General features: G+C 54.0%; 16 protein-coding genes and 1 pseudogene. 5 read left to right on the top strand and 12 right to left on the bottom strand.

The window, feature by feature from the left end:
- The 7 genes from IB237_RS25885 to IB237_RS25855 all read right to left on the bottom strand — a co-directional run.
- On the bottom strand, positions 1-967 hold a 967-nt coding region (locus tag IB237_RS25885; RefSeq protein WP_192491628.1), incomplete at its 3' end, for an iron chelate uptake ABC transporter family permease subunit.
- Positions 964-2,022, bottom strand: coding sequence for an iron chelate uptake ABC transporter family permease subunit (locus IB237_RS25880; protein ID WP_192491627.1), 1,059 nt, complete (start codon positions 2,020-2,022; stop codon positions 964-966). The genes IB237_RS25885 and IB237_RS25880, both read right to left, overlap by 4 nt.
- Complete coding sequence (locus tag IB237_RS25875; RefSeq protein ID WP_192491626.1) at positions 2,019-2,900, bottom strand: siderophore-interacting protein; 882 nt, start codon at positions 2,898-2,900, stop codon at positions 2,019-2,021. Before IB237_RS25875 ends, IB237_RS25880 begins: the two co-directional genes overlap by 4 nt.
- Positions 2,901-2,904: 4 nt before the next feature.
- A complete protein-coding gene (locus tag IB237_RS25870; RefSeq protein WP_246788326.1) occupies positions 2,905-3,963 on the bottom strand; it encodes an iron-siderophore ABC transporter substrate-binding protein in 1,059 nt (352 codons plus the stop codon).
- A gap of 4 nt (positions 3,964-3,967) precedes the next feature.
- Complete coding sequence (locus IB237_RS25865; RefSeq protein ID WP_192491625.1) at positions 3,968-6,415, bottom strand: TonB-dependent siderophore receptor; 2,448 nt, start codon at positions 6,413-6,415, stop codon at positions 3,968-3,970.
- Between the two features lie 165 nt (positions 6,416-6,580).
- Positions 6,581-7,579, bottom strand: a complete 999-nt coding sequence (locus tag IB237_RS25860) for a FecR family protein (RefSeq protein WP_192491624.1) — start codon at positions 7,577-7,579, stop codon at positions 6,581-6,583.
- Between the two features lie 90 nt (positions 7,580-7,669).
- Entirely contained in the window at positions 7,670-8,161 is a 492-nt protein-coding gene (locus tag IB237_RS25855) for an RNA polymerase sigma factor (protein ID WP_192491623.1), read from the bottom strand.
- Positions 8,162-8,737: 576 nt separating this feature from the next.
- On the opposite strand from IB237_RS25855, the gene IB237_RS25850 reads away from it, so the two are divergent.
- The 3 genes from IB237_RS25850 to IB237_RS25840 are packed head-to-tail and all read left to right on the top strand — an operon-like array spanning position 8,738 to position 10,398.
- The gene (locus IB237_RS25850) at positions 8,738-9,646 is read left to right on the top strand and encodes a nucleotidyltransferase and HEPN domain-containing protein (RefSeq protein ID WP_192491622.1); all 909 of its coding nucleotides are present in this window, start codon (positions 8,738-8,740) and stop codon (positions 9,644-9,646) included.
- Positions 9,647-9,663: 17 nt separating this feature from the next.
- A complete protein-coding gene (locus tag IB237_RS26480; protein WP_192491621.1) occupies positions 9,664-9,909 on the top strand; it encodes a DUF3833 family protein in 246 nt (81 codons plus the stop codon).
- Between the two features lie 33 nt (positions 9,910-9,942).
- Positions 9,943-10,398 (top strand): nuclear transport factor 2 family protein, encoded by a 456-nt coding sequence (locus IB237_RS25840; RefSeq protein WP_192491620.1) that lies wholly within the window; start codon positions 9,943-9,945, stop codon positions 10,396-10,398.
- 66 nt (positions 10,399-10,464) lie between these two features.
- Here the strand turns inward: IB237_RS25840 and IB237_RS26475 are convergent, their stop codons facing one another.
- Both IB237_RS26475 and IB237_RS25835 read right to left on the bottom strand, forming a co-directional pair.
- Positions 10,465-10,599 (bottom strand): hypothetical protein, encoded by a 135-nt coding sequence (locus tag IB237_RS26475; RefSeq protein ID WP_256435735.1) that lies wholly within the window; start codon positions 10,597-10,599, stop codon positions 10,465-10,467.
- A pseudogene (locus IB237_RS25835) lies at positions 10,592-11,188 on the bottom strand (flagellin); the annotation flags it as partial. The pseudogene IB237_RS25835 and the gene IB237_RS26475, both read right to left, overlap by 8 nt.
- 465 nt (positions 11,189-11,653) lie before the next feature.
- Here IB237_RS25835 and IB237_RS25830 point away from each other — a divergent pair.
- Together IB237_RS25830 and IB237_RS26625 are read left to right on the top strand one after the other, a co-directional pair.
- Positions 11,654-11,932: a hypothetical protein gene (locus IB237_RS25830; RefSeq protein ID WP_192491619.1), complete on the top strand. Its 279-nt coding sequence runs from the start codon at positions 11,654-11,656 to the stop codon at positions 11,930-11,932.
- Between the two features lie 209 nt (positions 11,933-12,141).
- Positions 12,142-12,600 (top strand): NUDIX hydrolase, encoded by a 459-nt coding sequence (locus IB237_RS26625; RefSeq protein ID WP_192491618.1) that lies wholly within the window; start codon positions 12,142-12,144, stop codon positions 12,598-12,600.
- A 309-nt stretch (positions 12,601-12,909) separates the two neighbouring features.
- Here IB237_RS26625 and IB237_RS25820 read toward each other — a convergent pair whose 3' ends face one another.
- From IB237_RS25820 to IB237_RS25810, 3 genes are all read right to left on the bottom strand, one after another.
- Positions 12,910-13,614: a Crp/Fnr family transcriptional regulator gene (locus tag IB237_RS25820; protein WP_192491617.1), complete on the bottom strand. Its 705-nt coding sequence runs from the start codon at positions 13,612-13,614 to the stop codon at positions 12,910-12,912.
- A gap of 230 nt (positions 13,615-13,844) precedes the next feature.
- The gene (locus tag IB237_RS25815; RefSeq protein WP_192491616.1) at positions 13,845-14,633 is read right to left on the bottom strand and encodes a hypothetical protein; all 789 of its coding nucleotides are present in this window, start codon (positions 14,631-14,633) and stop codon (positions 13,845-13,847) included.
- The gene (locus IB237_RS25810; RefSeq protein ID WP_192491615.1) at positions 14,630-15,949 is read right to left on the bottom strand and encodes a hypothetical protein; all 1,320 of its coding nucleotides are present in this window, start codon (positions 15,947-15,949) and stop codon (positions 14,630-14,632) included. Before IB237_RS25810 ends, IB237_RS25815 begins: the two co-directional genes overlap by 4 nt.
- Between the last annotated feature and the right edge of the window lie 228 nt (positions 15,950-16,177).

The raw sequence follows: 16,177 nt of genomic DNA, 5'->3' as shown, positions 1-16,177 counted from the left end.
GTTGTGCAGCCCAGTCGGCAGCCAGAAGCAGAAGACCACCCATCAAGGCAGACGGTATCAACGCGACACCGGCCCCGCGCGTCAGCCGTCGTGCGATCTGTGGTGCAGCCAGTGCAATGAAGGAGATCGGGCCTGCTGCAGCCGTGACGATAGCCGTCAGTGCCACGCCGAGTATCGTCAGCAAAGCGCGTGTACGGTTGGCATTGACGCCGGAAGCGCGAGCCGCATCGTCGCCCATCTCAAGCTGGCGCATTGGCCGGGCTAGGAGGAGCGTCAGCGGCACCACGATGCAAAGCACGACGACGACAGGCAGAAGCTGTTCGAAGCCAAGACCGTTGAGCGAGCCTGCCCCCCAGATGGCAGCCGACATCACCACCTGCAGATCGGCCTCGCGGATCATCCAGGCGTTGAAGGCTGATAGCATCGCGGCCACACCAATACCGACGATGATCAGCCGAAAACCCTGCACACCACGCCGATAGGCCAGCAGATAGACGGCCATCGCCGTGATGATGCCACCAATCAGCGCACCTGCCGCCGTCTGATAATAACCACCTGACAGCAGCAGCATGACGACCAGTGCTCCGGTATAGGAGCCGGCCGAGAAACCAATGATATCGGGCGAGCCCAAGGGATTGCGGGTCAATGACTGGAAGATCGCCCCACTCATGCCGAGCGCACCGCCGAGCAGGAATGCCAGCACCACCCGTGGCAGACGCCATTCCACCACGATCATCTGCACCATATCATCGCCTTGGCCGGCGAGTGCATTCAGGGCGTCAGACAGGGCAATCGGATATTTGCCGCTCAGCAGTGATGCGACCGTGATGATGGCAGACACAGCAAGAAGCAGCACCGCCACCACACATGCACGGCCATCAAGCCGCAATGATAATCGCCCGGAGAGCAGACGAACCGCAAGGCTGGCCCGGCCCAAATTGAAGGAGGAAGAGGGTTGATGGGTCATAGTCCGCTCGCTTGTCTGCGCCGTGCGAGCAGGATCAGCACAGGCGCACCGATAAAGGCGGTGACGATGCCGGCTTCAAGTTCGCCCGGATAAAGGATCAGACGTCCCGCAATATCGGCGGACAGCAACAGTGCCGGTGCGTAGATCATTGTCAACGGAATGATCCAGCGTTGATCAGGGCCCACAAACCAGCGTACCACATGCGGCACCATCAGCCCGACAAAACCGATTGGCCCACCGGCGGCTGTTCCGGCCCCTGCCAGCAGTGTCACGGCAATCAGGGTCAAGATACGGGCCTGCAGAATGTTGACACCCAGCGAACGGGCGAGATCATCGCCCATCGACACGGCATTCAAGGGACGGGCTGCGATCAGGGCGATCAGCACGCCAGCCCCGATGAAGGGCGCAACAGCAGCGACCACCCCCATGTCGCGCCCGGCAATCGAGCCGATCGACCACATGCGCATCGCATCATAAGCGGATGGATCAAGTAGGGTGATCGCCGAACTGATGCCACCAAGCACCGCGGCAATGGCCACACCTGACAGTACCAGCCGCACCGGCGTTGCGCCATCTCGACCCGCAGCACCCAGGGCATAAATAGCAAGAGTGACGATGATCGCACCGGCAAAGGCAAACCATAGATAGGCATCAATGGAATGAAATCCGAACAGACCAACCGCGAGCGTTACGAAGAATGCAGCACCGGCATTGACGCCCAGTATGCCGGGATCGGCCAGCGGATTCCTCGTTGCCGCCTGGATCAGCGCGCCTGAAACGCCAAACGCTGCCCCACACAGCAAACCGAGCAACGTGCGTGGCAGGCGGTAGTCGTGGATGACGGTGTGCTCGGCCGAACTTGCATCGTAGAACCACAAGGCATCCATCGCTGTCGCCCGTGGCACTGCGCGCGCACCAACAAGCAGGCTGGCAAAACAGAGTGAAGTCAGCACAATGAGGCCGATGACCAGAACAGACCATCGAACCGTTTTTGTCGTTGCAGTAGCGCGGCGGTCTTGCTCAACGCCAGCTGCTACAGGGGATGTGGCACTCAAACCCGCGCCTGCCCTTCGATCCAATATCCAATCGCATCAATGCGGTTTTTGTCAAAACCGAGCACATCGCGGAAATGCGCCCTGCAGGCGGATGCTGCCTTGGCCTCACCGGCGATATAGATGTAACCGGGCCCGTCCGGCAACTTGTCGATTGTCCCAGCGATGCGCGGCAACTCGGTGTAACCGGCCCTATCTGGTCGCTGACCGTGACAGACGTGCCAGGACATCAATACATCAGCACGAGTTTCGACCTGCTGTCGATCCTCCTCGCAAGCGATTTCCACATGTACGATGGCCTTGAAACCAGCGGGCAATTCCTCCAGCACGCGTCCAACCGCTGGCAGGCCGGTAATATCGGTCAACATCAAAAGCCAGGCACTGCCCTTCGGGATCCAGAAGCGACCTTCGGGATTGCAGACGCCGACGACATCACCGACCTTCGCCCGCATTGCCCATTCCGCAGCCACACCACCTTTATGCGTAACCAGATCAATCGTCATCTCGCAGGTATCGGCATTCCACCGACGGATCGTGTATGGACGGTTCGGGCAATGCTGAGATCCGTCCGGCCTGCCCCATTTGCCACTTTCCATAAGAACCGGCAGGGTTACAGGTGTCGCTTCATCAGGTTTGAGCGCAAGTCTCACCCACTCGTCCGGGTGGCCGCTTCCCACGAGCCGTTCGCCACCTTCGACCTTCAGAATTACCCGCACCAACGAGGGAGACGGTTGTCCCACAAACGAGGTGGTCGCCAGAAAATAATCTTCGATGTATGGCGCGTGGTCATGATCATCACCCGCGGAATGCCCATGCCCCTGATCGGCATCGGAGATGTTGGCAGCTGTGTTCACAACAGCCTGGTTCTGAAGGTTACGCATCACGTTACTCCTGCGAGCGTCTTGCCGCCTCGGCGAGACGCGGTACAAATCTTGGAAAACCGTAAGGAATGGAAAGTACGCTGAGAGCGGATGTCGACCAGACATCGACCGGGTCTTCGAGTGCAACATAGGATCCGCGTTTCACGGCTCCGACAGTGTTGAATAAAGGCTGTGCCTCCGCTGCAGCACGCGCTCCCTCACCGTACCACATGATCAGCACGTCAGCGTCAATGAGGGAAATCTCTTCGAGGCTTACCGCGACGGAAGTCTCCCCAGGATGCTTTTTTTCAAGGTCCGCAACGCCGGCCGATGAAACGAACCCCATTTCCGTTAACGCCTTCACTCTTGGGTCGGACGGGAGGTATATGACGACATTGTTGCCGCCGCCAAAATAAGTCCCAAAGGTAAAGCTCTTTCCGGCCATAACAGGGTAGGTATCTGCGAGCGTAGACAACACGGCTGTTGTCTTTGAAACAAGAACTCTTGCTTGATCCAGCTTCCCTACAGCATCACCGACAAGTTCGAGTTGCTCTTTCCAGTCGGCCTTCCATGGCCCCGATCGATATGCCACGGTAGGAGCAATCGCTGAAAGCCGCTGGAAACTGAGATGATCCATACCGGAATACACACTTAGAATAAGATCTGGGCGCAGGGCAGCGATTTCCTCATAGTCCAGTTCACCTGAAAGAAGGAGAGGAGCAGAATTTCCGATTCTCGCTTCTACCCAGGGAAACATTCCACTTTCAAAAAAACGGTAACGTGTCATCCCTACAGGCTGGATACCAAGCGCAAGCAGCGCGTCTTCACCGCTCCAGCCCAGCGTAACGACACGGACAGGTTCTTTCGAAATAATTGTCTCGCCAAACGCATGTGAAACACTGCGAGGAAAACTGTTTGCGCTCGAAACTGATGCCCCGCTTGTGATGACACCGATGGTCACAATCAGAATTCGCATTGCGCCAAGAATATGAAATAAAACTGCAGAGGGCATAGGCTTGTCGCCGATCAAATTCAGGATTTTGCAGATGGCAATGGCACCCACCACAAAAATGGCGGGTGCCAACCAGTCAAAACTTGTAGCTTAGATTTGCAGCGACCGTTCTCGCTTGGCCATAGAAGCAGGCATTGAGATAGCTGCATCCTGAAACGTACGTCTTGTCGAAAACGTTCGAGGCGGTCACGTTCAAACTAAGCCCTTTGAGGTCTTCGTTTTTCACGCCAAAGTCATATGAGATCGCAGCATCAAAGACGGTATAAGCCGGGTATTTGAACGAGTTTACTGCGTTACCATAACCGCTACCCGAATACCTGACGCCACCTCCTACACCAAGGCCTTCCAATGGACCTTCTGGAAGATTGTATTTGACCCAGAGTGACGCAGCCACGGGCGGCATGAAGCGCACCTTGTTGCCTTGAGTGCCATCATTGGCTCTGGAGTAAACCGAGTCCGTGTACGAGGCTGCCGCAATGACATCTAGACTGTCAAAAAATGTAGCCTTGGCTTCGAATTCCACACCCTGGACGTGGATTTCGCCCGTTTGGGACGCTACACTGGTAAACATATCGTATGTCGGCACATTCTGTTGCTTCAGGTCATAGGCCGAGAGAGTGAACATCGCGTCGTAGCCAAGTGGTTGATATTTGAAGCCGACCTCATACTGTTGACCGGTTGTCGGCTTAAATGGATTGGAATTACCATCGAAACCGGAATAGGGCATGAATGATGTTGCGTAGCTTACATATGGAGCAAAACCGTTGTCGAACAGGTAGGTAAGACCTGCTCGGCCCGTAAAGTCTTGGTCCGTCTTCTTAGAGCGGAGGGAACCGAGAATATCGTTGTCGTCCTGCCACGCAGTGTCGTAACGTCCCCCTAAAGTCAGGATCCAGTTATCCCATTTAATCTGATCTTGCGCGTAAAAGCCAAGCTGGCTGATCCGGTTATCCCACCGCGCGCCGAGGGTCGGCCTTGTATAGTTGCCGTAGATCGGATCAACCATGTCTATCGGCGTATTCCCGAATCCATAGTAGCCGGAATAATCATTCTTGAACCATTTATAGTCTACGCCAACAATCGCCTTGTGCTCGACAGGTCCTGTTTCAAAACGCGCCTGAAGGTTAGTATCGGTGGCAAAGACGGAGTTTTTGGAGGCATAATCGTACGCACTGCGGTTGAGCTGCGTATAATCGGTTACGCCGCCGCTTGTGACATAGCCGTTGCTGAAGAACGTCCTGTAGGAATCGTCAACGTAAATATACCTTGCGTTATGATGGACGGAGAAAACATCGTCAAATTCATGGTCGAATTGATAACCGATAACCGCCTGGCTGCGTTCATAGCGGTTATAATCCGGCTCACCCGTGAAAAAGTCCCTGTCAATCTTGCCAAGCGGGCTAGAAACAACCGTTCCCTCGTAAGGAAGTGGACGATAGTCGGGCCGACCTTTGTCTTTTTGAAAATGTGTGATGATCGCTAGTTCGGTACCGTCTTGCGGCTTCCAGCTGAACGATGGCGCGATCATCAGCCGCTTTTCGTTTGTGTAGTCTATGTTTGTATCCGTGCGGGTAGCGACACCTGTCAAGCGATAGAAATACTGATCGCTGTCTGCGACAGGGCCGGAAACATCGAATGCGCTGTGGGCTCTCCCGTCGGTCCCTGTTCCTACGACGACTTCTCTGAGAGGTGTGCTCGTTGGCCGTTTGCTGACCATATTAACAATTCCACCTGGATAGTTCTGGCCATAGAGCACTGACGAGGGGCCCCTCATCACCTCCACACGCTCGAGCAGATAGGGATCGATTTGCGGAGAGCCGCCACTGTCGCCCGTATATGGAAGATAGGTACCGTCAAGATAGAGCGGTGCCGGCGCAAAGCCGCGGACCGACATGTTGTCGAATGACCGGATGGAGCTATCAGAGCCACCGACGCCAACGCCGGGACTATATCTGACTGCGTCCTTTACAGATTCTGTCCCACGGTCGCGTATCTCCGTCGCGGAGATGACGCTGATGGACTGCGGAACTTCGATGAGGGGTGTATCTGTCTTGGTACCTGTGGCAGACCGTGTGGCAACAAGGCCATCAACGGGACCGAACGCACTTTCTCCCTCGACGCTGATAGTTTGCAGGGCTGTAGAGCCATCAACTGAAACTGCCGTTGCGTCTTCGCTCACCGCTGCAGGATCATACACCTGAACTGTCGCCGCATTGCTGAAGCGGTAGCCAAGCCCTGTTCCGGACAGCAGCGTCTTGAGCGCCTGTTCGGCAGTCAGCGAGCCCCGCACAGGATTGGCAGACGCGGTGATCGGCCGCTCCTCACGAAATACGACGGAAAGCCCCGTGATGCGACCGATCTCGTTGACCGCCTGGGTGACCGGTTTTTGTGAAATATTGAAACTGAACTGGCGTTGTGTTGCTTGCTGTTGTGCCTGTGCGACGCTGATCGAGCCCGCGCCTGCAGCCGTCATCAACGCAGCCGCCACTACAAAGCGGACCGCGTGTTTTCCCTGCCCCGTCATGATCTTATGCCCTTCTCACTACGAATACTGTCGGGCACGGTTGAAACACAAACATGGTTTTCCGTGCTCCCTACTACGTTCACGTATGAGGAGGCCGATCACTGAACCTTAAAAAAACACTTTTTTTGCAAAAATATTATAAGCATCTGAGAATGCTCATGAAAATTATGGTCCAATCACCGTCATGCGGCCGAACAGCGTATTCATGCGGAAACCGACGCTGGCTTGCAGCGACGAAAGAGCAGCATCCGTGTTCGCCAATGAAAAGCTTCCCGTCACCCGTTCGTCGCCAAGCGTGGACGAGGCGATCACGATGCGACCGTTGCGATATCGCTGAACTTCTCGCACGACATCCGCAAGGCGAGCACGGTAAAACGTGTAGCGCCCCACTCTCCAGGCAAGCGCATCTTCAAGGTCAACATTCTGGACGGCCCCTACGCCGGTCGAACTGAAGTGGACCTGCTGCCCCGGTGCCAGGATTGTCTGCGCCGCGGCCTCATTGGTGCGGACAGAAACCTTGCCATGCTCAAGCGTCACGACGCCACCCTCGTCTACAATGCGCACGTCAAAACCTGTTCCCAAGACACGAACCTCACCATTGCCTGCCTCGACAACAAATGGGGTTTGGGATGGTTTCACATCAAAAAAGGCCCCGCCGCGCAAAAGGCTGACGCGTCGTTCGGTCGAGGAGTGATTTTCCACCAAGGCGCTATCGGCATCGAGAAGAACCACTGAACCGTCAGCAAGTGTAATACGCTGGCGCTCGGCCCGTGCCGTGACGTAGTCCGCAGAGAAATCCTCTAGTAGACCAGGACGCTCCAGCCAAATGACACCACCCAGGAGGAATGCGAAACATACGCTCACTCCAGAAAGGCGGCGCAAAGTCTTCTTGTCGCGTTTGTTCTGATCAATGATCTGGAGGTAGCCGGCTAACTCATCGGATTGCTGTTGAGCTAGCTTTTCTCCGGGTTTTTCGCTCGCATGCCAGGCCGTTTCGACAACTTGGTAGGCATCAAAATGCTCCGGGTCCGCGTCGAGCCACGCTTCGAACTCTTTGTGCTTTGACACACTTGGTGCCTGTAGCAAAACGACAAACCAACGTTTCGCCTCGTCGCGTATCTGCAAACTCGAACGATGTGGTGGAGGCTGGTTTGTTGAAGTCATTTCTATTCTGTTCATTTGACAGGATGGAGCCGCGCCGGATTATTCAGAACCGCCTTACTACGTTTTCCGATAAAGCGGAAATCGCTCTTACTACATGGCCTCGACGCACGCAGCCACAGCGTGCGCCATATGCTTTGCTACGGCACGCTGAGAGATACCCATTGCAACCGCTATTTCTGAGAAAGTTTTCCCGTGTACACGATTGAGAAGAAAAATGTGCCTCGTTCGTTTGGGAAGCGATGCAAGGACATTATCAATGCTCTTGATTTCCTGTCTGGCGGAAACGATTTCATGGGGTGAAACGGGATCTGGCGCATATTGCTCAGGAAGCATTCCCACAAAGAATTCACGACGTGAACGCTCCGACCGATTATGGTCGATTGCCGCGTTCCTAGCACATCGGGACAGATAGGCGGCCTCATCGCCCCTTCGATCCGTAGCCCGCTCCCATAGGCGTAAGAAGATATCATGGACAAGATCACAAGCGGTTGCCCGGCATCCGACTCGCCTGCAAATCTGACGTTCCAGCCTGTCATGTTCGGCCACATAGAGTGCGGTGATCTCTTCCGTCTTGACGCTCATAGGAACACGAAGCTTGCCTTAGTTGCTTTAGTCGGTCGGTTAGAAGCCTGCTTACGGAACACGATTTGCTTACGCAAGAACGACTTGTGACAGTCGAAGGACCGCAAAAATCAAACAAGATAAGATTACTCATATTTTACAGGCTCTCAGCATGTGCTTGTCCGGAAGTTGAAAACCAGATTTAATCCGATTTTGCGTTTTTAGATTTTAAGCGTTGCACAATGGCAACATCGTCGCAGTGGTACGTTACGAACTTGCGCAATCTTTCCGATCACTAAAGCCAAAGCACAACCATTCAGTCCTGTCATCCCGAGGAGTAGATCGAAAGCAATTAATGGGTAGTCAATAATTGCAGACTGTCCCAACAATCGTTTGGGCGGAATCCACACGATCTTGAAGCTCCATGGTTCAGTCCCAACCTCCGACCCCGGCAACATTCCTATCCGCCACTCGCTGTTTGCTTCAGCTCCGCACTCGCACCGAAGGTTCTCCTGACAACCACTACAAGATTGTGGAGTGGCAATGGCCCACCGATCGCGGTTAAGGTGGCGGTTCAGCAGAATCGATGGTGGGGCCATGAAATCGGATATCGGACATCTTCCGCAGAAAAAGCAGGTCGAACTGGAAAAGATCGTACGCATCATCCATGAAGAGTTTGCCGGCGTGGTCGAGCGTTCGAAGTCGGATGCGAAAAAAGACGGGCGGATTTACAAGATCATCCTGTTTGGTTCCTATGCCCGCGGTACCTTTGTCGACGAACCGCATACCTCGAAAGGCTATCGTTCGGATTTCGATATTCTTGTGATCGTCAGCAACAAGGAACTGGCCGACCCGAAATACTGGGACAAGGCCACCGACCGGCTGATGTGGGATAAGGAAATCGAAACGCCTGTTGGTCTGATCGTGCATGGTGCCCGCGAGATCAGCAATTTCCTGCATGACGGGCAGTACTTCTTTGTCGATCTCGCCCGTGAAGGCATCATTCTCTACGAGTTCGATGACCGACCACTGGCAGAGCCAAAGCCGCTCAGCCCAGCGGATGCGCTCAGGGTAGCCGAGGAGCATTTTAACGAGGGAATTGCTGCTGCAAGCTCGTTTCTCGACACGTCGAAATATCTGGCACAAAAGAGGCGGCTAAAGCACGCAGTTTTCGAACTGCACCAAGCAGTCGAGACAGCCTATTCCTGCTACCTCCTGACGCTGACCAACTACTCCCCACCCTCACACAATCTGAAATTCCTACGCGGGCTTTCCGAGGATCGTGACCGGCGGCTGGTCGATATCTGGCCGCGTGAGCAGCAGCGCTTTACCGCATGGTACAACATTCTCAACGAAGCCTACGTCAAGGCGCGCTACTCAAAACAGTTCGAGATCAGCGAAGAGGCACTTGCCTGGCTTCAGGAGCGAACGGCTGAACTTCATACCCTGATTGAAACACTCTGTAGGGAGCATATCGAGAAGCTGCGGCAGCAATTGAAGTCCTGACGTCGCGGATACTGCCAGTGCGCCACGGTTCACTTTATGGCATCACAGGGTCGGCCTGTAGATCTGAAGGCCGACAATGCGGAAATGCCTTTCGATGGAAATATCACCGCGATGTGCCCATGGCAGATGGTTCGAAGACCAATTTTGGTTTTGATTACTGGTTTTTCCTTCAAGATGAAGATCACATGAGTGTGCATGCCTCATTGACGAAACTGGGTATCGAGGTCGCGGCGTTGAATGCGTTTTATGAACGAGTAAACTGACGTTCAGTTCAATGGACATAGGGAGGAACCAACATGTCTGACGCCAACGATGTTCTCAAGATTATCAAGGATCAGGACGCAGCACATGCCCGTGGCGACGCCAGGGCCATTGTTACTCCAGTTTCTGAACACGTTGTCTTATTCGATCTGCCTCCTCCGCTCCAAATGGTCGGGACCGCAGACGACGGGATCGCCGGTCTCGAGGAATGGTTCGATACCTGGGAAAACGGCGTATCCGTCGAACTTCAAAACCCGACAGTCATCGTAGAAGGTGATTTGGCTGTCGTGTTCGGCCTTAGCCAAATGAAGGGCGTCAAGAAAGGCGAAGGACCAGTTGATGCCTGGAACAGAAGGACAGTTGTTCTGAGCCGGCGCGACGGCCAGTGGAAGATCATTCACGAGCACAGTAGTTATCCCATGGCAATGGATGGCAGTCGGCGTGCTATGACAGAGCTCAGACCGGTTGAGCCAGCAGCTAAAGATAAATAATCCATTAACGTCGAATGAACGCGTGAGAGATATCTCACGCGTTCTCATTTCGCAATTCGCGGCTGGTTAGTCGCGCAGAAGCGCCGCCTGAAGGATCGTCATATTGGCATTGCCGATGGGCAGTCTGCTTGCAAACAGTGCTTCACGAGCCGCAGTAGCGCTCGAAAATACTTCACTCGCATTCTGGGTCAGTTCACGCACATCCAGACCAGAGCTTTTTTGCAGAGTTTACAAGACTGTCCGTCTGGTCTTTAAACGCCGTGGTCATGGTAACACTGTTGCTGGCTTGGCCTGCAGAAACGCCATCGCGCGCGCCGTTCAGAGCCGTCAGCATACCGGCATAGTCTTCAGCGGTTGTCGATGCAGAAACGCTGATGTCGCGCGAACCGGCGGCACCCACCAAGCTGTAGGAGGCGCCATTTCCGCCGTCATAGGACTTGGACAATGCGTCGCTGCTGGTGCTACCAGAAATACTTTTCAACTCGCCTTTCAGGCTGGAGAGTTCCTGGTCGATTGCATCGCGGTCGGTAGCGGTTGTTGCGCTGTCGCCAGCCTGTTGTACCAGCGTAGACATTTTTGTGAGTACGAGCTGGGCGTTGCTGAGATTGGCATCCTCGGTCTGCGCCTTGGCGATCACCTGGCTCGCAGCAGCTTCAGCAGAATTACCGGCCTTTGCTGGTGAGACTGGTAGCTGTGCCATTTCGTTAATGCGTAGGCCCGTCGAAAGGCGCTCAAACGAGATTCTCAGGCTATTATTCGTGCTGGCAAGATTTCGCTGTGCAGTGAGGGAAGCTGCGTTGGTTTAGAGTCTAAGCATGTTGTTCTCTCTAAAAGAATAGATGAAGTATAGGGTTTAGAAAGTGGCTTCATGCCGGGTAGTCCACGCTCGTCATTCGCGTGCTGTTGAGAGCAATATGCCCACCATCAGTTGAAATGGGTTGTAGTAATTGCGTATAATTTTATCGCAATCTACTTTTATGGAGCGATTTGTAAGTTACGCACAATATTTCTTCAGGACTTGTAGTTTCTTCCTTATTGCATACCTATCGTTTGCAAAAAACAGGATTAGAGCCTTCCACTGTTGCTTGTAGCCATGTGGTCCTCTGGCTCAAACTCCTGAGAAAATCCTGTTGCTCCCATGCCGGTGTTCATGACGTCTACGTCAAACCGCTTGTTTTAAAACTCATGTCGTCCGTTGCCATAGCGCTGTAGATGCACGTATAAGTCGTGGCGAACTATCACGTGGAAATGGACGATGGAAACTCGGATTTGGGCTTATCAGATCATTCCTGGCACTGACGAGTTGTTGTTCTATGCGGCGACTGAGGAGCTATGCCGAAGTGAAGCACGAAAACAACGTGCCGATATCAGGTCAATCGTTTCCGGACATGTTGGGCCATTGGCGCCGATGGCCCTCTATCAAGTTGTCCTGCGCGAGATGACGGTTCCTGAGATTATCGGCGTTCTGAACGGAGAAATCTCATTATCTGACGCCAGCACCCTAAGTCGCAGCGTAGTGGGGCACATTGATTAGCTGGTTGGTTGGCGCCAGCCGAAGCACTGGTTCGAAACATCCGATCCATAATTCGATCCCAAACAAACGCACGAGAAATGTCGGTCGTTAGATTTCGGAGTCTTTCACAAGCCAAGGCATTGGCCTGACATTAACTCATTGGTCAGCAACGACACTTACACTTTGTATTTTAGAGAATTGGCGCATACCCTTCGATTCGGGAGAAAGCCATGAACTTTCGCAGGCACATTGATCGACTCTTAGGTCATAGCTTGAAAGCACACGGTAGACCGTGTCAGCAGGCAGCAGCAGCATGTTGCCGGTTTTCACCACATGGCGAGCTTGAATTACTTCTGGTGACAAGCCGAGACACTGGCCGGTGGATTTTACCCAAAGGAAATATAGAGCGGAAGGAAGCACCATATCTCGCCGCGCAACGCGAAGCTTTCGAAGAATCCGGAGTTCAGGGGAAGGTACGAAAGAGGCCGATCGGATTTTATTCGTACCTTAAAGACGGAGACAGGGAACTACAGGTTTCTGTTCATTTGCTCAGAGTGACTAAGGACTCCGCAAAGTTCAAGGAAACTGAACAGCGACAGAAGGCGTGGTTTAGGCCATCGGTTGCGGCACCACTTGTCGATGAGCCCCAGCTTCGGCAGTTGCTATCATCCCTCAATGCACTTGAGTGACTTGCGTCTCAGGACAAGAGACTTTCCAAAAAGCTCTCTGTTAAATACGCCTCAGTTATCGCGGCCCCGTTGCCAGTGGGCTATAAAAGCCCGGTCAGTCAACGAGACTGAGAATTCTCAAGTCGATGCATACTTGACTGTTGACTGCTTAAACGTTTCACCTGGCAACTGGTGATAGAATGTTCGAGCTTGGTTCGCGCATTGTTCAGAGCGCTTTAGTTTAGTGTAATATAAGCGCTGACGCCTCGATGTTTCCTTGGCAGCTAATCGCCCAGATTTTCGTCAAATGGCATGATTGCACTTCCGACACTAATCGCCCGAAGCCTTTTTCAAGAGTGAAAGGCTGTTGACTGCAACGGTTCTTCCGTTGTCGAGTTGAATGATGCCACTTGCTCTCAACTTCGTCATGTTGCGGCTCACAGTCTCAACCGTCAGTCCCAGAAAGTCAGCAATTTCAGCTCGAGTGAGGGGAAGGTCACATTTATAACCACCGCCTGAGGTGGAACTCGCCTTCGTGACAAACATCAGAATAAGACTCGCGACCTTTTCAAAGGCTGTTTTGCGTCCGACTGACAACATCCAATGCCTGGCCTGATCAAGCTCATCCAACGTTTGTTTGTACATCGCATCTTCTACCTTGGGATTACGGCCCAAGATGTCATTAAGCAATGCATTCGGAATGGCACATAATTCGCTGTCGGTGGCAGCTTGAGCTGTCACTTGACTGATCCTAGCGGGCAATAGTGCAGACGAAAACTGCAGCCCAACAATTTGTTGGCGACCATCTGATAGTCCCTTCGACAGGTGGACCACGCCCTTCACAATGTTCTTGGCTCGTACGTTGTCGCCCTCAAAGAAGATCGGAGTGCCTGCCTTGAACGTTCGCCGGATTGTTCTCCGCCCGACCTCGCTCAATTCTTCAACGGACATGACTGCGCAAATTCCGGAATATCTGATATGACATGCGAGACATTTTGCAGCTATCTCGACGGGCTCGGTTGCTATCTTGGTCATAACGCTCTCCATCAATTGTTTGGTCGACGGATCACACACAATATGGATCAGAATTGTCAATTGTCAGAAATGATCAACGGAGTCTAAGGGGGTCGTGCGCTAGCAGAAAAACACGCCACAAATCGATGGCGGTCATCGTCTAACAAGCTAACGGCTGATGTGCCATGTTTGATGAAAACAGTCCCGGTATTGCATCTCGCCCACCGTGTTTGGACAAGTCCGGTAAAGCGTCATCCAGCGTTTGGTTCACTTGCAGCGATTGCGTCGGTCGTCAGGCGGTATTCCGCCATCTCAGCGGGGGTGAGATAATAGAGCTGGTTCGGCGGGGTTTCGAGCGCGTGGATCCACAAACCAGCACCGATATCCATTTCCTCAAGATGTCGCGCTATACGCGCCGTGGCTGCCTGAGCACTAGACATCGCCTGCTCCGGCGACGGGCGCTCGATGTTACCATTGAACACCTGATGCACGCCCACTATGGCATCCCTCTCTGCCGATCTTGTCACGCCACCAGCAAAGACTATTGGACATGAGGAGGCGCAGAGCGCCTTCTCTATAACCTTTGTGGCGATATTCTTCTCCCGTATCAGCTTGGACATCGCAATAGCGTCTTCCACCGCACCTCCTGGTGAGTTCAAAGATACCGATCTGATATACTCTCCACGAGCCTCGATCTCATTGGCAAAACGGCCAGCAGCACCGGGGTCGATGGTGCCCTCGGCAAGAAGCACGCCGCCTGAGACTAGATTAAACGTCATCGGCTTGCGCAAGACTTCCTCGGGGCTAGAGGGTTGGACAAGTGGTGCGCCTTGGGCACCTGGCGCGGTCGTCGGCGGGAGAAGGGTTGGTAGGTCCGGCATTGTATCAAAAGCGGGTCGCGCCGCTTCGGCTGTGTTGATCTCCCGGATGTCGACCACCAAAAAGGCCAATGATGCCGCGAGCAGGACGTAGAAGGCACCGCGCATCAATACACCATCATCGATGCTGAGTACGGCCTTGAGCGCAGATGCTGGTTTCATGTCGCCGGACCTTTACGCGGCGTTTTGTTGACGCCGAGACTGGTGATGTTGTTAACCTCCGTATCTTCCGCGCTACCTTCAGTTTCCGCAATAGCTTCCTCTGTTGCCTTCACTTCACTAGCCGACATGGATCCGGCCGCGATGGCTTTCTGCATTTCCATTGTCTGCATCATCTCAGACACCGTAATACGTTCGGCAAGCGGCATCGTCTCATCCTGTCTACGAATTGCGCCATTTACCACCGCCAGAATGAACACCATGACCCCCGGTAACAGATCGATGGAAATGGCCCCTGCCCATGCGGGAATGAAATCCGAGGCATACCGCAGAACGGCTTCCGCCGATGAGAGCGGCACGAAACGCCGATCGGCCACGGGAGCACGCGAAAGGATCTCGTCGGCGGCTTCCGACAGCACCTTGGATTGAGCCGCAACAGAGGTTCGGATCGTCTCCATCACACGGTCCTGACGGCTGATCAGATCCTGTACGCCACCGTCTGGAATCGGAGCGATGAAGCCAAGGGAAAGGTCGTCGGCTGCCCGGCGGATGGAGGGCGCAATCGAAGTTTGGCCCAGCGAAGCGATGACACCGGTGAGGGCCACGACTTCTGATGAGAATTTGTCGGCCCGTGGTTCGACGACGCCCGGAGCAGAGACCAGACCACGCATCGTCTCGAGCCGTTTTTGCCCTTCATTAAACAGAGTGGTCACCTGCTCACGCGATGCATTGATCCCGTTTTCCAGCTCGTTCATTTGCGACGACATTTGTGACAGAAGCGAAACGACGCTGCCAGAGCCTGTGGTCCCGGTCAGTGCGCCCGACTGCCGTTCGGATTCAGCAAGCTGGGAGAAGCGCTCCTTGGCGCGTTGGATGTCCGGCAACAGGCTCTGAGCTGCAAGCGCATTCTGATGCGCTTGGTCCAGATCTCCGGTGTAGTCCTCAACCGTTTCCGCAAGGTGCTGTTCAAGCGCCGCCGATCCTGCGAGAGCAGCGGCGTTCAACCAGCTTGACATAGCCAAAATCATGACGCAGCCCATAGCCATCACCGCAAGCATAGCTGTGCGGCTCGAACGGCCGGTGATGTGCGGATAGAAACGTGCCATGTACGACCAAAAGGCATAGATGCCGACGGATACGGAGGCGGAATAGATGATGGCGGCGAAGAATACCGCCGTCGGCGAACCGTCCAGAAGACTACGAACACCCAGATAAGTGTACACGCCCGAAGCAAGTGCGAGAACGGCGAGTGCGAAGCGTGTCATCGTTTCGACCGCCTCCAGGCTTTCCTGCAAGCGATGCGATGCGCCAAGCGCCATGGCCAATCTCCGGAAAAGGAATGTATTCCTTATACACTGACTTAAAATTCGGCGAATTCAAGGCTGCTGAAATATGAGCCTTTTCTCGTCCGCCAAGTCGCAAATTTTCGGCGCTTATTGCGCGTCAAAGCGCCTCTTAAGACAAGCTGCCAGTCCAGATGGCTCTGTAATTCCCTCATCACCGACTCTCTGCCAGCCGTCTGCTACGGTAATTTTCGACATTGTCAG

The sequence above is a fragment of the Agrobacterium sp. AGB01 genome (assembly GCF_014851585.1).
In the GTDB taxonomy this organism is placed as follows: Bacteria; Pseudomonadota; Alphaproteobacteria; order Rhizobiales; family Rhizobiaceae; genus Agrobacterium.
This window is presented reverse-complemented; position numbering and strand designations above follow the sequence as displayed.

What these genes read in the sequence shown, in the direction of transcription:
- IB237_RS25875 (WP_192491626.1), bottom strand. Translation starts at nt 2,900, where the DNA reads ATGCGTAACCTTCAGAACCAGGCTGTTGTGAACACAGCTGCCAACATC.
- IB237_RS25865 (WP_192491625.1), bottom strand. Translation starts at nt 6,415, where the DNA reads ATGACGGGGCAGGGAAAACACGCGGTCCGCTTTGTAGTGGCGGCTGCG.
- IB237_RS25860 (WP_192491624.1), bottom strand. Translation starts at nt 7,579, where the DNA reads ATGACTTCAACAAACCAGCCTCCACCACATCGTTCGAGTTTGCAGATA.
- IB237_RS25855 (WP_192491623.1), bottom strand. Translation starts at nt 8,161, where the DNA reads ATGAGCGTCAAGACGGAAGAGATCACCGCACTCTATGTGGCCGAACAT.
- IB237_RS25850 (WP_192491622.1), top strand. Translation starts at nt 8,738, where the DNA reads ATGAAATCGGATATCGGACATCTTCCGCAGAAAAAGCAGGTCGAACTG.
- IB237_RS25840 (WP_192491620.1), top strand. Translation starts at nt 9,943, where the DNA reads ATGTCTGACGCCAACGATGTTCTCAAGATTATCAAGGATCAGGACGCA.
- IB237_RS25830 (WP_192491619.1), top strand. Translation starts at nt 11,654, where the DNA reads ATGGAAACTCGGATTTGGGCTTATCAGATCATTCCTGGCACTGACGAG.
- IB237_RS26625 (WP_192491618.1), top strand. Translation starts at nt 12,142, where the DNA reads ATGAACTTTCGCAGGCACATTGATCGACTCTTAGGTCATAGCTTGAAA.
- IB237_RS25820 (WP_192491617.1), bottom strand. Translation starts at nt 13,614, where the DNA reads ATGACCAAGATAGCAACCGAGCCCGTCGAGATAGCTGCAAAATGTCTC.
- IB237_RS25815 (WP_192491616.1), bottom strand. Translation starts at nt 14,633, where the DNA reads ATGAAACCAGCATCTGCGCTCAAGGCCGTACTCAGCATCGATGATGGT.
- IB237_RS25810 (WP_192491615.1), bottom strand. Translation starts at nt 15,949, where the DNA reads ATGGCGCTTGGCGCATCGCATCGCTTGCAGGAAAGCCTGGAGGCGGTC.